This window comes from Bradyrhizobium sp. CCGB01 (assembly GCF_024199795.1).
Classification (GTDB): Bacteria; Pseudomonadota; Alphaproteobacteria; order Rhizobiales; family Xanthobacteraceae; genus Bradyrhizobium.
Genome location: NZ_JANADK010000001.1, coordinates 1,703,465 through 1,717,501 on the forward strand (window position 1 = coordinate 1,703,465; position 14,037 = coordinate 1,717,501).

14 protein-coding genes are annotated in these 14,037 nt (G+C 57.0%); 12 read left to right on the forward strand and 2 right to left on the reverse strand.

What is annotated here, in order from left to right:
* Positions 1 to 810: 810 nt before the first annotated feature.
* From NLM25_RS07720 to NLM25_RS07730, 3 genes are all read left to right on the forward strand, one after another.
* On the forward strand, positions 811 to 1,023 hold the full coding sequence (locus tag NLM25_RS07720; protein ID WP_254116330.1) for a hypothetical protein: 213 nt from the start codon (positions 811 to 813) through the stop codon (positions 1,021 to 1,023).
* A gap of 220 nt (positions 1,024 to 1,243) precedes the next feature.
* A complete protein-coding gene (locus tag NLM25_RS07725) occupies positions 1,244 to 1,702 on the forward strand; it encodes a MerR family transcriptional regulator (protein WP_254116331.1) in 459 nt (152 codons plus the stop codon).
* Between the two features lie 143 nt (positions 1,703 to 1,845).
* The gene (locus NLM25_RS07730; RefSeq protein ID WP_254136579.1) at positions 1,846 to 2,229 is read left to right on the forward strand and encodes an ABC transporter substrate-binding protein; all 384 of its coding nucleotides are present in this window, start codon (positions 1,846 to 1,848) and stop codon (positions 2,227 to 2,229) included.
* Here the strand turns inward: NLM25_RS07730 and NLM25_RS07735 are convergent.
* Positions 2,211 to 2,399: a hypothetical protein gene (locus NLM25_RS07735; RefSeq protein ID WP_254116333.1), complete on the reverse strand. Its 189-nt coding sequence runs from the start codon at positions 2,397 to 2,399 to the stop codon at positions 2,211 to 2,213. The genes NLM25_RS07730 and NLM25_RS07735 overlap by 19 nt on opposite strands.
* Before the next feature lie 195 nt (positions 2,400 to 2,594).
* Between NLM25_RS07735 and NLM25_RS07740 the strand changes: the two genes are divergently transcribed.
* Positions 2,595 to 2,780 carry a hypothetical protein gene (locus NLM25_RS07740; protein WP_254136580.1) on the forward strand — a complete coding sequence of 62 codons (186 nt, stop codon included), beginning with the start codon at positions 2,595 to 2,597 and terminating at the stop codon, positions 2,778 to 2,780.
* Between the two features lie 254 nt (positions 2,781 to 3,034).
* On the opposite strand, the gene NLM25_RS07745 is transcribed toward NLM25_RS07740, so the two are convergent.
* Positions 3,035 to 4,030 carry a LysR family transcriptional regulator gene (locus NLM25_RS07745; RefSeq protein ID WP_254116335.1) on the reverse strand — a complete coding sequence of 332 codons (996 nt, stop codon included), beginning with the start codon at positions 4,028 to 4,030 and terminating at the stop codon, positions 3,035 to 3,037.
* 958 nt (positions 4,031 to 4,988) lie between these two features.
* On the opposite strand from NLM25_RS07745, the gene NLM25_RS07750 reads away from it, so the two are divergent.
* From NLM25_RS07750 to NLM25_RS07785, 8 genes are all read left to right on the forward strand, one after another.
* Positions 4,989 to 5,582: a NodA family N-acyltransferase gene (locus NLM25_RS07750; RefSeq protein ID WP_254136581.1), complete on the forward strand. Its 594-nt coding sequence runs from the start codon at positions 4,989 to 4,991 to the stop codon at positions 5,580 to 5,582.
* On the forward strand, positions 5,579 to 6,238 hold the full coding sequence (gene nodB / locus NLM25_RS07755; protein ID WP_254136582.1) for a chitooligosaccharide deacetylase NodB: 660 nt from the start codon (positions 5,579 to 5,581) through the stop codon (positions 6,236 to 6,238). Before NLM25_RS07750 ends, nodB begins: the two co-directional genes overlap by 4 nt.
* A 14-nt stretch (positions 6,239 to 6,252) precedes the next feature.
* A complete protein-coding gene (gene nodC / locus NLM25_RS07760) occupies positions 6,253 to 7,617 on the forward strand; it encodes a chitooligosaccharide synthase NodC (protein ID WP_254136583.1) in 1,365 nt (454 codons plus the stop codon).
* Positions 7,618 to 7,626: 9 nt separating this feature from the next.
* Positions 7,627 to 8,256, forward strand: coding sequence for a nodulation methyltransferase NodS (gene nodS, locus NLM25_RS07765; RefSeq protein ID WP_254136584.1), 630 nt, complete (start codon positions 7,627 to 7,629; stop codon positions 8,254 to 8,256).
* A 12-nt stretch (positions 8,257 to 8,268) separates the two neighbouring features.
* Positions 8,269 to 9,975, forward strand: a complete 1,707-nt coding sequence (nodU, locus tag NLM25_RS07770; RefSeq protein ID WP_254116340.1) for a nodulation protein NodU — start codon at positions 8,269 to 8,271, stop codon at positions 9,973 to 9,975.
* Between the two features lie 9 nt (positions 9,976 to 9,984).
* A complete protein-coding gene (gene nodI, locus NLM25_RS07775; RefSeq protein ID WP_254136585.1) occupies positions 9,985 to 10,899 on the forward strand; it encodes a nodulation factor ABC transporter ATP-binding protein NodI in 915 nt (304 codons plus the stop codon).
* The gene (locus NLM25_RS07780; RefSeq protein ID WP_254124167.1) at positions 10,899 to 11,687 is read left to right on the forward strand and encodes an ABC transporter permease; all 789 of its coding nucleotides are present in this window, start codon (positions 10,899 to 10,901) and stop codon (positions 11,685 to 11,687) included. Before nodI ends, NLM25_RS07780 begins: the two co-directional genes overlap by 1 nt.
* 155 nt (positions 11,688 to 11,842) lie before the next feature.
* Positions 11,843 to 13,900, forward strand: coding sequence for a carbamoyltransferase (locus NLM25_RS07785; protein ID WP_254116342.1), 2,058 nt, complete (start codon positions 11,843 to 11,845; stop codon positions 13,898 to 13,900).
* Positions 13,901 to 14,037: the final 137 nt, after the last annotated feature.

The window sequence follows — 14,037 nt, forward strand, 5'->3', positions numbered from 1 at the left end:
GTATCCTCGTTCCTGGTTCGTTTAGAGCCGCTCTCTCTCTTCTGATAGAGTTTGTCGTACATATTGATCATGCTCTTGAAGTTTGCGGCGAGAGCGTGAGCCCGCCCGTCTCGCTGCATGATGCGAGTGTCGCAGCGTGGTGCCATGTTGGTGCCGCCACAGCGCAACAGCGGATTCATTTTCCGCTAGTAGCAGCATTCCGTTTGAATGCAATCGGGAAACCAGATCGGCTCAGCGCGGCTGAGCCTCTCGGATCGGCACCTTCCACGTCGTCTGTTTTCAAAGTCGAGCAATACGGGCCCGATTAGACCTCGCGGCGCGCTGCTGAGGCGTTTGCGGAAAACGGGTAAGGGCCTCCTCGACATGATGAATAGGTCGAGCGGCACGGCGTTCCGGTGAATACCACCTTTTGTTTCGGGGAGCGTGAATAACGGCGCCTGCAGCGTTAGGCGTCCGAAGAGTGCTAACTCCTTGGGACGTTCATCAAGTGTGGGTGATTCGGTACGAGCAACGCCCGCGGGAGAATCTGTAAAAGCCCGCGCGATAAATGCCGCGGCGCTGATCTCCCCACCTAAATGCCCCTGATGGTTTGGATTACATCAGGGGTGTAACGGCTCCGCATGCGCATTCAGTAGTAAAAATTCATTAGTAAAAAATGCATTCGCGCGTCTCTATCGGGCCGGTGTGTATTCATGTTGGATCGAGCGACCATGTGCATGGTCTCGCGCCGCAGGTCGGTCTTCTTTTTGCCAAACGCCCTTGCAAGGAGCCGGGCCGTTGGCGCGATGTTTGACAGGACAGACAGTGCAAATGTTGCAAGTACAAATCGGTGTTTTCGATCCGGAAGATCTTTCAATGATGGGGGCGATCTTTGACGAAGCGGTAGCGGCATTACCGGTGAGTATGCGAACTCCCGTCAATCGAACGGAGATCGCCAAGCTTGTGCTTGGGCGTACAGCCGCCAGTGAGGCCCAATTGGTCCTCCTAAAAAAGCTGATGATGGCCATCGCGTCCGCCGGTTAGGCCCGGCAGCGGTTCTTCGGTGGATGCGCCCATGCGACGTCATCCGACGCCAGTCTAGTAGGGCGGTTGCTTGCATCTGGCATGTCACGACCGCCTGCTGATGGGTTTTCCTGGAAATCGCGGTTCGATTCGCCGACGGAAAGTTGGCAAACGCGGTCTGCAGGTTAAAACCGCTTGATTCTCACGTGACGTCAGGTTGTAGTTTTGAAAACTGAGAAACATGACCAGATCTACAGTATTCAGGCGTCGATGGAGACGCATCGGTGAACTTGCGGATGCGACCGGCGTGACGGTGCGCACTCTGCGTCACTATGAGCACACGGGATTGCTGGCAGCCTCGCAGCGCACGTGCGGTGGTCATCGGATCTACGACTGCGATAGCGTCAGAAGAGTTTATCACATTTTGGCTCTTCGTGAGCTAGGATTCTCTCTTCGAGAGATCCGGAAAGCGATGGAGGGTAGAACTTCGCTTCCTGATCTATTGACCGAGCAACTGGAACGGGCGGAGATTCAAGTCGCGCGTGCAACCCGGTTGCGCGATCGTTTGCGCAACATCACGAAGGGTACGGAATCCGAAGTCAGTGTAGATGAGCTGCCTGCTCGCCTTGATGCAATGTCGCAAGAATGCCGTGGACAAGCGCGGCGGCGTGCGCGCGCCCCGGATGATGCTGATCGCTAGTCGTGGTGGCGTAAAGGGATGCGAATTTCGCAGGCTCCCCGCCAGATGGCGCGACGTTCGTGCGACTAGCGAAAACCGCAACTCAGCTGATGAAAAGTCAGAGCAGCCTTAGAGCATAAGAGAATCGACGTCAGGGGCCTCAAATGGCGGCGTGCTTTAGTGTGAGTTCAGTTGCCGGTGCAGCGATTCTTGCTTCTGTCCTAATCTCCGTTGCGGCGGCGGACGATGTCTATATTGCCGCGGCAGGCCCCATGACAGGTAGCAATGCGGCGGTCGGTGCGCAGATGCTTTACGGCGCTAGTGTGGACGACTTGAACTCTTCCGGACTGCCTCGCGATTTCAACATCAGATTGACCGTCGCCGACGACGCTTGCGATCCGAAGCAGGCGGTCGCGGTGGCGAATCGGTTGGTTGCCGACCAGGTTAGGCTGATCGTTGGCCTCTATTGCTCCTCTTCCTCAATTCCGACGTCTACTCCGAAGCTGGAATTGTTCAGATTTCGCCTGGATCAACCAATCCTCAGCTGACCGAGCGAGGTCTCAAGACGGTTTTTCGCATCTGCGGCCGCGACGATCAGCAAGGCGTAGTGGCGGCCAACTATATCTTGCGCCACCATTCCACAAGCAAGATTGCCGTCCTTGACGACAAAAGCACCGCTGGCAAGGGCGTCGCAGATGTCGTTGCCGCTCGTCTTCATGATGCACGCCTGCGGATCATCATGCGGCAAAGCTATAATGCTGGCGAAAAGGATTAGACGGCCCTGGTGTCCAGGATGAAGAGGGAAGGGATCGAAATCGCCTATATGGGGGGCTACTACACGGAGATGGGCTTGTTCGTAAGGCAAGCCTCAGACGCACACGCTAGTCTCACGGTCATAGCTAACGATCCCTTGATGACCGGCGAGTTCCGGGCGATTGCAAGCGGTGCCGCAAGCGGCAGTCTTTTCACATTCATGCAAGATCTCACCAAAAACGCGCGGGCGGCCGACGTGATCGCCAGATTGAAAAATCAAACCTGTCTGCGGAAGGCTACACGCTTCACGCGTATGCCGCCGCACAAACGTGGGCCGAGGCGGTGAAGCGGGCGGGCTCCTTCAATGCGACGCGCGTGGCGAAAGTACTTCGTTCACAAGAGGCTTAGACCGTGGTTGGCTAAGTGCGGTTTGATGCCAAAGGTAAAAATGCGTCTGCCGGCCTCGCAGTCAATCGCTGGCGAGACAGCGCCATTGAGGTGATTGAGTAGCCCGATATCGTACATGATCTGTCGGATGGTGCCGTCCGTTAGAATCCGATCGAGGCCGAGGAGCGGGAAATGGCTCACGAACCGCGATTGTCATTCCGAAGGATCTGCAGCCGTGTCTGTAGCCAGCGAAGAGTGGCTCGCCCGATGCCCTGGTCGAGTCTTAGAACCGGCGCGCTGAGGAGCCAGCCGGGCTGCCTCCTGCAACAGAACCTCGCGCATCCATATGCTTGCTGGATCGGAGTTGTGAAGGGAAGGCCATTGGAGGGCCTCGGTGAAGCCCGGAAGCGGTACGGGAAGTCTGGTGATTCGCAGTGGCATTGTTTTCGCGAAATACTTCACCAGCGTTGTGGGCATGGTCGCTATTCGATTGGTGCCCAATAGCATGGGAGGGATCATGCTAAAGCTCTGCACGACGACCTCAATGCGTTTCCTGAGGCCGTGCTGTTGCAAATACCACTCGTCTAGGGCGGGCACGCGAGAGCGTCCGAACTTGACCACAACATGCCCCATCGACATGTACCTTTCGAATGTAAGCGGCCCTGATAGCTGCTTGTTCGAGCGGCAGCCGACGCACACGAGTGTCTCGTCAAAGAGTGTGGCTTTGGGGTGCACGTCCGACGTGTATATCTCGGGCACGATCAGAAAGTCGACTTCCGCGCGTTGGAGAGGGTGATCGAACGGATCCCCGAGATGCATCAATTCGAATCTGATGCCGGGAGCGTCTCGCGCGACACGCTCAACGACGTTTCGGAACAAAACGATCGTAGCAAAGTCCGACAGGCAGATCCTAAAGACCCGATTGGAGTCGCTCGGATTAAACGTATCCCTGGAAGTAATGGAGAACTGGATGTGAAGCAGAGCCTCGCGAGTTGGGGCCGCAAGAGATTCAGCACGTGGAGTCGGGACAAGCTCGCGCCCTCTCATCGTAAAGAGCTCATCTTTAAAATACGTCCGTAGGCGGCCAACCGCCGCGCTCATGGCGGGTTGGCTCAAGTTGATGCTACGTGCTGCTGCCGTGAGGCTGCGCTCGGTCATTAGTGCATCGAGCGCGACGAGGAGATTCAGATCAAGTCCTCGGAAACGCATTGTCATCTATCCGCAGTGTAGATGTTTCTCATCCAAACAATCGATTTACCAGTTCGCGCCGCACCGGTTAGGAAATCTCCAGTCCCTGAGCAATAGGGCAGGTTTCGGAGAAGCAGGGCGTGGCACCGCAGACCCCAACAATCGGTGATGGAGTTGTTTCCGTGGTCGCGCGCAACTGGTTGGCCGAACATTCGTCATTGTATTGTCACATCCCAAAACACTGCACTGATTCCAGTCTTAACCGCTCGTGCGAACAATCGCCGCCTGTGCGCGCGGCGAGCCATTATGCCCCCATAAACAAAGCAAATAGGCGGCACCAGAGTGGTCGCGTGCACCAAGCTCAGTGCCAGATATCGGTCGAGGCAGATGAAGCCGCGATCAACATCATCGTGTGCCGCTCTCCATGCGCGCGATCGGCATATTTGCTATGTGGCCAGAGGAGCCTGAGGTCGTGTGCAGCGGAGTTGCCGCACCTTTGCTCGTGCGAGAGAATCTCTACAACGGTGTCGTCGCCCGTGGCAACTGCACGCCGCTCGAGAATGTCGCCAGGATCATGGTTTAAACCATCGTATAGCCCCTACATACCTTTCAATCGAACGTGTCTACCCCGATATGAATGGGTAAATGCGCGGTCATTCGATAGCTTGCTTGCTGCGCGCGGAGAATGGACGTTAACGAGCAATGAACGAAGACGGGCATGCAGGACAGTACACAGAGCGCCACCTGTAGCACAGCCGACAGCTACTGGTCCGGAAACGTTAGCGGCACTTAGCGGTAGCACGCCCGAAATCGCGGGCGCCCGCAAAGGCGAGCGCCATACGCGGCGCGGCCTGAGCGCCGTCAACAAAACAACATCATCCCCATTCGCTGACGACACCATCGAACGAGCACCGTCACCGGGCTCGTTGCTCACCTGATGCGTGCCTCAGGAACGCGGCAAAAAGCAGGAGAGTCTTTCATGCGCCCTCAGCTCCAGTGGAGGACGTGCTGGGAAAACGACTTACAATTATCCGACCACGTTGAAATCTCCGAGTTCTTTCGCAATACCTACGGGCCGACCGGCGCATTTAACGCAATACCCTTTGAAGGCAATCGAAGCTGGGCTGGCGCGCGACCTGAGCTGCGCGTAGTTGGCTATGATGATCGCGGTGTGGCGGCTCATATCGGCGCGCTGCGCCGGTTCATCAAGGTCGGCGAAATCGACCTGTTGGTGGCTGAACTTGGATTGTACGCGGTACGTCCGGATCTCGAGGGACTCGGAATCAGTCATTCTATGCGCGTGATGTATCCGGTGCTGCGTGAGCTTGGTGTTCCCTTCGGGTTCGGTACGGTTCGACACGAACTGAAAGAGCATATCTCCAGGCTACTCGGCCGACCGGGCTTGGCGACAATTGTTTCTGGGATTCGCGTGCGGTCCAGTCTCCCCGATATCTATGACAACTTGCCGCCAACTCGCGTCGATGACGTGCTGCTCGTGGTTTTTCCTATCGCGCGGTCCCTGAGCGAGTGGCCTGCGGGCGCTATCATCGAGCGAAACGGGCCAGAGTTGTGAAAGACGCCAATTGCTCCTTCGAAGCGCACCGTAAGTGCGCCAGCGACGCCGTCCGCCGCAGCGTCTATCTGACGTTTGATGACGGGCCTAATCCATATTGCACGCCGGGTATTCTCGATGTGCTCGCGGAATACCGCGCGCCGGCGACGTTCTGCGTTCTTGGCACATACGCAGCGAATGAACCGAAGCTGATTCGGCGGATGGTCGCGGAGGGGCATGAGGTCGCAAACCACACGATGACTCATCCGGATCTGTCAAAATGCGAGTCAACCGAAGTGCAATATGAAATCCTGACGGCGAGTAGTGCCATCATGAGCGCGTGCCCGCAGGCGGCAGTGCGACGTGTGCGGGCGCCATATGGCATCTGGACCGAAGAAGTGCTGGACAAGTCAGCAAAGGCCGGACTGGCGGCTCTCTATTGGTCGGTAGATCCCCGCGACTGGTCCTGCCCCGGCGTCGATGCGATCGTCAATGCAGTGCTAGCATCTGTCCATCCTGGTGCGATTGTGCTCCTCCATGACGGATGCCCGCCCAACGAGTTGGGGCGGGGCATTGATGCCGGTCTGCGCAATCAGACGCTGAAGGCGCTCTGCCACCTAATCCCCGCCCTGCGCGATCGCGGATTTGCGATCTGCCCACTTCCTCAACTTCACTGAACAATCGGCGCCCTATGAACCTGCTTGCCACAACCAGCACTGTCGTCGTCTCGTCTTATGCCTTGCTTTCCGCAGTCTACAAGACCGTCCAGGCGCTCCATGCCTCGCCGACCCAAGTGTCGTCGGCATCTTCGGATGCAGTCACCCCTGAATCCATGCCGAGTGTGGATGTGATCGTACCATGCTTCAACGAGGATCCGCGCACGCTGTCGAAGTGCCTAGAATCCATTGCAAGCCAAGACTACGTCGGGCAGCTGCGCGTCTATGTTGTCGATGACGGTTCTGGAAATCGCGAGGATGTGGCGCCAGTCCACCAGGACTTCGCGCGCGACGCGCGGTTCAATTTTATTCTTCTGCAAAAGAACGTTGGAAAACGGAAGGCGCAGATTGCCGCGATCCGCCGCTCATCCGGAGAGTTGGTGCTCAACGTCGATTCGGACACAATACTCGCTTCCGATGTCGTCAGGAAGCTTGCACTGAGAATGCAAGATGCTGGGATCGGCGCGGCCATGGGGCAGCTGACAGCAAGCAACCGGAGCGCCAGCTGGTTAACTCGTTTGATTGACATGGAGTACTGGTTGGCGTGCAACGAAGAGCGTGCGGCTCAAGCTCGTTTCGGCGCGGTCATGTGTTGCTGCGGACCATGTGCCATGTACCGGCGATCGGCTCTCGATTTGCTGCTGGATCAGTACGAAGCGCAATTCTTTCGAGGCAAGCCGAGCGATTTCGGTGAGGATCGCCATCTCACGATTCTTATGCTGAAAGCGGGATTTCGAACTGAGTACGTTCCGGACGCCTTCGCCGCGACAGTGGTTCCGGACAGGTTAGGGCCCTATCTGCGCCAACAGCTCCGCTGGGCGCGGAGCACTTTCCGAGACACCTTGCTTGGATTGCGCCTTTTGCCAAGTCTCGATCGATACCTGACATTGGATGTTGTCGGGCAAAACCTCGGACCACTCCTTCTGACTCTTTCGGTAGTCGCTGGCATTGCGCAGCTCGCACTCACGGCTACCGTGCCTTGGTGGACAGTCTTGATTATCGCATCAATGACCATGGTGCGATGCAGTGTAGCAGCCTTGCGGGCTCGTCAGTCGCGATTTCTCGCGTTTTCTCTGCATACGCCCATCAATATCTTTCTGCTACTTCCGGTCAAAGCATATGCGTTGTGTACGCTGAGCAACAGCGATTGGCTCTCACGAAAGTCAGCCAAGGCATCCGGATCTGCCGAAGACCAGACGCTCAACCAGAGCCAGGAGCCTCAACCAGACGCCATCCAACCTTCAGGTCGCGCAGTGCCGATTCGGAAGTGGGATAGTCCGTACCGTACCTCCGGCGGTGACGCGACTGCGCTTGCAGCGGCGAGTGATCGCGCGGAGTAAGGAGCGGATATGAAGCTGGATGATAGTTACCAATCCTTAGAGCGAGAATTGGCTGCGGATGATCCGTGGCGCCTGGACGGCAATCCGTTCGAGCGCGAGCGTCACACGCAAATGCTCCGGCTTTCGCTTTCTAACGGCTTTATCACAAACGCACTCGAGGTCGGGTGCGCAGCTGGCGCATTCACGGAAAAGCTAGCTCCACACTGCGAACGACTTACGGTCGTCGACGTCATACCGCGAGCGATCGGTCGGGCGAGCCAACGAACGAAGCGATGGTCGCACATCACATGGATAGTGTCTGACATTCAACAGTTCTCGAGAACGGAGCGGTTCGATCTGATCGTGGTCGCTGAAGTGCTCTACTACCTGCACGACGTCGCGGAGATGCGTAAGGCCATCGGCAATCTGGTGCGAATGCTTACGCCGGACGGTCATCTGATTTTCGGGTCAGCGCGTGATGCCACCTGCCAGGGCTGGGGACATGCTGCCGGTGCGGAGACGATCATCACAATGTTGAGCGAAACATTGCTCGAGGTCGAGCGGGTACAATGTCAAGGTGAGTCGGCCAACGAAGATTGCCTGCTCGCCTGTTTTCGCAATTCGATCCGGTCTTCGTTCCCACTCCGAAAACGACCTTAGCATTGAGGCACTATGCGCATCTGTGGCATCAAGTTGACGCATGACGGATCCATCGCTCTTGTAGAGGATGGACGTCTGGTCTTTTGCATCGAGCAGGAGAAACGCGACAACAATCGGCGGTACTCAACCATCGACAACCTCGACACGGTTGTTCGCACTTTGGCAGAGCACGGCCTGGATCCTCGCGATATTGATCAGTTCGTCATTGACGGCTGGGACGGGGAAATCGAATCGGAATTTCAAGTCCCGAGTGGGACGGAACTTCTCACTCTCAAAGGTGCTCCGTATGTTGAACGACCCGAGGGACTCCTCTCTTCACGCGAGGGAGTTGGTCTTGTGCTCGACGGCAGGAGTTTCTCCTACAGGAGCTATGCACACGTCGCAGGCCATGTTGCCTCCGCGTATTGCACTAGCCCGTTTGCGAAAGCGGGAGAACCCGCTTTCTGCCTAGTGTGGGACGGCTGCATCTTTCCGCGGCTCTATCGTGTAGAACCCAGCGGCGGCCGGTTCCTCGAATGCCTCTTCCCGATCATAGGCCACGCCTATGCTGTGGCGGGCCACTACTTTGGGCCCTACCGGCAGCCGAACCGGACCAACTGGGACCTTGGTGTTGCGGGAAAGCTGATGGCCTATATCGGCCTGGGGGCGCCCGATGAAGACATTGTGACAGTGTTTAGGGAGGTTTATGAGAAGTGCTTTGCGGCCGACACAGAGTCCGCTCGGCGTTACCGCGCGAACATAAGTGACGCCGAGGCCTCACTTGCGGCTACGCACGACTTCTTCGAGGAGAGCGCACTTCGACTAGACGCCAAGCGACCCGAAGATATACTCGCATCATTTCATGTCTTCCTTGAGCGTCTGCTCGTGCGGGAGATGGGACTTGCTTTGCTTCGGCATTCGTACTTTCCGGGACCGCGCAATCTATGCATAGCCGGAGGTTGTGGTCTTAACATCAAATGGAACAGCGCCCTCCGTGCAACCGGCCTGTTCGACGCTGTATGGGTCCCACCATTCCCGAACGACAGTGGCTCAGCAATCGGAGCCGCGTGCTCGGCCATGGCAGTCGACAGAGGTTTCGTGCCACTGGAGTGGTCGGTCTATAGTGGCCCCGCCCTCACATGCAGCGATGCATCCGCGGACTGGGACGCCTCGCCGTGCAGCATAAGTGAGCTTGCTGCGCTCCTCGCGAGCAATAAGCCCGTGGTGTTCCTTGCTGGTCACGCCGAGCTGGGACCACGCGCCTTGGGTGGCAGAAGCATTCTTGCCGCAGCGACATCGCAAGGAATGAAAAACTATCTCAACGACACCAAACTTCGTGAACACTTCCGCCCCGTTGCGCCGATATGCCTGGAGGACCGAGCAACCGACATTTTCGATCCCGGATCACCGGACCCTTACATGCTTTTCGATCATCAGACTCGGTCAGAGTGGCGAGGCAGAATTCCAGCCATTGTGCACCTTGATGGATCTGCACGATTGCAGACGATTAGCAGAACATCCCAGCATAAGGTTGCTGAACTGCTCATTGAATATGAAAAACTCACCGGCATTCCGCTGCTTTGCAATACCAGCGCCAACCACCATGGACGTGGGTTTTTTCCCAATGTCGCAGCTGCGTGCAAATGGGGTCGCGTCGAACACATCTGGTGCGACGGTCTGCTCTGGACCAGAACGCTCGAAGGCAAGGTGCCACCATCCGAACTGGTTCGGACAAGCTGAGATGAGCGCATGTCGAGCGTAGCGATCGATCTCGCCGCTGTAACCAAATCATACCGCGGCAAAAGTGTTGTCAACGGGCTGACTTTCACTATTGCGGCGGGAGAATGCTTCGGACTGCTCGGACCGAATGGCGCCGGTAAGAGTACCATTGTGCGTATGATACTCGGCATGACGCCGCCGGATTCTGGCAAGATCACGGTGCTCGGCAAGCAGGTACCGACACACGCTCGCTTGGCACGCGCAGGCGTGGGCGTGGTTCCACAGTTCGACAATCTTGAGAACGGGTTTACGGTACGCGAGAACTTGCTGGTGTTCGGGCGATACTTCAGCATGAGCGCGCGCGAAGTCGAGGCGGTCATTCCATCACTGCTCGAGTTTGCTCGCCTCGAAAGCAAGGCGGACGCGCGTGTTGCTGAGTTATCGGGCGGCATGAAGCGGCGGCTGGTGCTGGCTCGTGCGCTCATCAACGACCCGCATCTGCTCATTTTAGACGAGCCAACGACCGGTCTCGATCCGCACGCGCGTCATCTGATCTGGGAGCGGCTGCGCTCGCTACTTTCGCGCGGCAAGACTATTCTGCTGACGACCCACTTTATGGAAGAGGCCGAGCGGTTGTGCGATCGGCTGTGCGTCCTGGAGGAAGGGCGCAAGATCGCCGAGGGAGAGCCTCACAGCCTAATCAACGAGCAGATTGGCTGTGACGTTATGGAGATTTATGGCGGCAATCCGCGCGAAACGGTTGAGCTGATCAGGCCTTACGCACAACGCATTGAATTGAGCGGCGAGACCATCTTTTGTTATGCGCCGAATCTGGAGCAGGTACGGAAGCAGTTGCGGGGGTGTGCTGGTTTGCGCCTTCTCGAGCGTCCGCCGAATCTCGAAGATGTGTTCTTGCGACTTACAGGACGCGAGATAGAGATATGATGAGGATAACGTTTGGCGCGGCCATGCCTGCCAACGCGCTCAATTGGGTCGCGGTATGGCGTCGCAATTATTTGGCATGGAGAAAGGTTGCTCTTGCTTCGCTTGTCGGGAATCTCGCCGATCCAATGACGAATTTACTCGGACTTGGCTTTGGCCTCGGATTAATCGTTGGTCGTGTGAACGGGACTTCTTATGTCGATTTTCTCGTGGGCGGCATGGTCGCGACCAGCGCGATGACCTCCGCGAGCTTCGAAATGCTTTACGCGACATTCGCCCGCATGCACACCCAACGGACTTGGGAGGCAATGCTGTGCACACAGCTTACGCTTGGCGATATCCTGCTCGGTGAAGTGGCATGGGCAGCCAGCAAGGCCCTGCTGGCCGGCACAGGCATTACTATCGTTGCTGCCGGACTTGGCTATGCCGCATGGCCATCCATGCTCTACGCGCTACCGGCAATCGTTCTTACTGGGGTCGTCTTCGCCAGCTTGGCAATGGTCGTCATATCGATGGCGCCAAGCTACGACTACTTCGTATTCTATCAGACGCTGGTCGTTACACCCATGATCTTCCTCTGCGGCGCTGTGGTTCCGACGACTCAGTTGCCCGCCGCGTTTCAACTCGTGGCGAGCCTGTTGCCGTTGCAGCATTCGATTGAGCTCATTCGCCCGGCGATGCTTGGTCGGCCAGCGGACGGCGTTGGCATGCATATTGTTGCACTCTGCATCTATGCGGTCGTGCCGTTCTTGTCCTCGGTTGCACTGCTTCTTCGGCGTCTCATGCGCTGAGAGACTGTGGCGGCAAATATGATGAACGTAGAGTCGTTGGTGTGAACGGTAATCTCGCACGGTTTCTTGGATCGGTAATGCCGGCCCGATGCATGAAGCGGCGAGCGACCGCGCGCCATGCCCCAATAGAATGCCTACAGTGAATGGAGAGTAACATGCTGTGTCTCGGAGTGAGCGGTGGACTAGACAAGGTTTATGAATGTCGACCCGAGCTTCCAAGCACATTTCTTCACGACGGCGCTGCTGTGCTCGTACGGGATGGACGTGTGATTGCGGCCGTCGAAGAAGAACGCCTCAATAGGATTAAGCATTCTAACAAGTTCCCAAGCCAGTCGATCCAATATTGCCTCGATGCTGCAGGTGTTCGACTGAGCGACGTGGATCGCATCGCTTTCTATGCGACCGAAGCTTACTGCAATGCCATGCTCGAGCGGCTGTTTGTTTTGCAGCCCTCAGACTCTATTCCAATGGATGCCCGGCTTTTGCTGCGGGGCATGCTGGCGCAGGAGTTCAGCACCGAAGTGGATCCCTCTCGCGTCTCGTTCGTCAGTCATCACCAAGCGCATGCGGTAAGTGCATTCGCGATGTCCGGATTTGAGCGGGGTCTGATCCTTGCGATCGATGGCGGGGGTGAGTTTCTCTCTGGCCTCGTTGCGATCGGGTCTGGAACCGAAGTTAATCAACTCGAGAGCTTCCCGGAGAGTAACTCTTTGGGTTTGTTCTACCTAGAGACGATCCGATATCTGGGCTACGGCTTGTTCGATGAGTACAAGGTCATGGGCCTTGCCCCTTATGGTGATCCCGCTCCTTATCGCAAGCTGTTTGAGCAGTTCTACGAACTCTCCGAGAACGGGCGATACAGGCTGTACCTCGATCGCATCGGTCCTGCATTGGTCCGCGCTATTCAGGTCCGGCGAAGAGGAATGCCATTTACTCAGCAGCATCGAGATGTCAGTGCGTCCTTGCAGGAAGCACTTGAACGAATCGTATTTCACATATTGCGGCATTATCGCGAAGACACCGGCCTGAAGCGGCTTTGCTTGTCTGGTGGAGTGGCCCACAACTGCACCATGAACGGTAAGCTGCTGTATTCAGAGCTCTTCGAGGAGATCTTCGTGCAGCCTGCAGCGCATGACGCTGGCTGCGCCCTAGGCGCTGCACTGATGGCATCCCAAGAGGTCGGTCAGCCCGCGCCACGCGAGCGGCTTCAGGAGGTCTATTGGGGCCCCGGTCTCGGGCCCGACCGGGCCGTGGAGGGGGAACTGAATGCATGGGCTGGGCACCTCGTCATTGAACGCAGCGATGACGTGGCAGGCAGAGCGGCCGATTGGATGGCAAACGGCGCCGTGATCGGATGGGTGCAGGGTCGATCGGAGTTCGGACCACGTGCGCTTGGCAACCGCAGTATCCTAGCGGACCCCCGACCTGCAGCGAACAAGGATCGCATAAACGCGATAGTCAAGAAGCGCGAAGGCTATCGACCGTTCGCGCCCTCTGTATTGGAGGAAGATGCATCCGAATATTTCGAGCTCCCAGCCAGGACAAGAGAAATCCCATTCATGAATTTCGTAGTTCGCGTGCGCGAGGCCAAGCGCGGCTTGCTGGGCGCCATTACACATGTCGATGGCACCGCGCGGCTGCAGACTGTGTCCCGCAGATCAAATCCAACCTACTGGGGTCTTATCGATGAGTTCAAGAAACGAACCGGCATTCCAGTTCTGTTGAATACCTCGTTTAACAATAATGCCGAACCGATCGTAGCTTCCGTTGCAGACGCTATTGCGACATTTTTGACGACCAAGCTCGATGCTCTCGTAGTCGGGCCGTTTCTGGTGAAAAAGCGGACTGCAACACTTGACGATTGGTGCTCGCTCGCGGTTTCATTGCCCCTTTATGCATCTTTGCACCGCGTCCGCGCTCATACAGCACGAGACCGGCAGGAGACAGTCTGCGAGATCCGCACGACATTCTCCGGCGGTGACAGTGTGCGCATTTCAGATGAGGTGTTCGATCTGCTGATGCAGGTCAAAGGCGAGGCCGTCCTCCGCGACCTATTCAACTCGATGGCATTGGATCAAGCCGATCGCGAAGCTCTCGTCGAAGAGCTCTGCAGCTTGTGGGAACAGCGCCGTATTCGTCTGCACCCTCCTTCACGCGCGACTTGCGCGGAGGATGGTCGTGATCAGATGAAGAGCCAGCATAAAGCTCGATGAATGCATACGGCCACTCATTGTTCGAAATGTGAGCGTTGGGGGGCCATAAAGAGAACGCACGTCGGTGATCGCGCGTGCTTAATCACAATCGAGAGGATCGCCGCTTGGTTGAGGCTGTTCTAGGAGGCCCTTTGCTG

What these genes read in the sequence shown, in the direction of transcription:
- NLM25_RS07720 (WP_254116330.1), top strand. Translation starts at nt 811, where the DNA reads ATGTTGCAAGTACAAATCGGTGTTTTCGATCCGGAAGATCTTTCAATG.
- NLM25_RS07725 (WP_254116331.1), top strand. Translation starts at nt 1,244, where the DNA reads ATGACCAGATCTACAGTATTCAGGCGTCGATGGAGACGCATCGGTGAA.
- NLM25_RS07730 (WP_254136579.1), top strand. Translation starts at nt 1,846, where the DNA reads ATGGCGGCGTGCTTTAGTGTGAGTTCAGTTGCCGGTGCAGCGATTCTT.
- NLM25_RS07735 (WP_254116333.1), bottom strand. Translation starts at nt 2,399, where the DNA reads ATGAAGACGAGCGGCAACGACATCTGCGACGCCCTTGCCAGCGGTGCT.
- NLM25_RS07740 (WP_254136580.1), top strand. Translation starts at nt 2,595, where the DNA reads ATGACCGGCGAGTTCCGGGCGATTGCAAGCGGTGCCGCAAGCGGCAGT.
- NLM25_RS07745 (WP_254116335.1), bottom strand. Translation starts at nt 4,030, where the DNA reads ATGCGTTTCCGAGGACTTGATCTGAATCTCCTCGTCGCGCTCGATGCA.
- NLM25_RS07750 (WP_254136581.1), top strand. Translation starts at nt 4,989, where the DNA reads ATGCGCCCTCAGCTCCAGTGGAGGACGTGCTGGGAAAACGACTTACAA.
- nodC (WP_254136583.1), top strand. Translation starts at nt 6,253, where the DNA reads ATGAACCTGCTTGCCACAACCAGCACTGTCGTCGTCTCGTCTTATGCC.
- nodS (WP_254136584.1), top strand. Translation starts at nt 7,627, where the DNA reads ATGAAGCTGGATGATAGTTACCAATCCTTAGAGCGAGAATTGGCTGCG.
- nodU (WP_254116340.1), top strand. Translation starts at nt 8,269, where the DNA reads ATGCGCATCTGTGGCATCAAGTTGACGCATGACGGATCCATCGCTCTT.
- nodI (WP_254136585.1), top strand. Translation starts at nt 9,985, where the DNA reads ATGTCGAGCGTAGCGATCGATCTCGCCGCTGTAACCAAATCATACCGC.
- NLM25_RS07780 (WP_254124167.1), top strand. Translation starts at nt 10,899, where the DNA reads ATGAGGATAACGTTTGGCGCGGCCATGCCTGCCAACGCGCTCAATTGG.
- NLM25_RS07785 (WP_254116342.1), top strand. Translation starts at nt 11,843, where the DNA reads ATGCTGTGTCTCGGAGTGAGCGGTGGACTAGACAAGGTTTATGAATGT.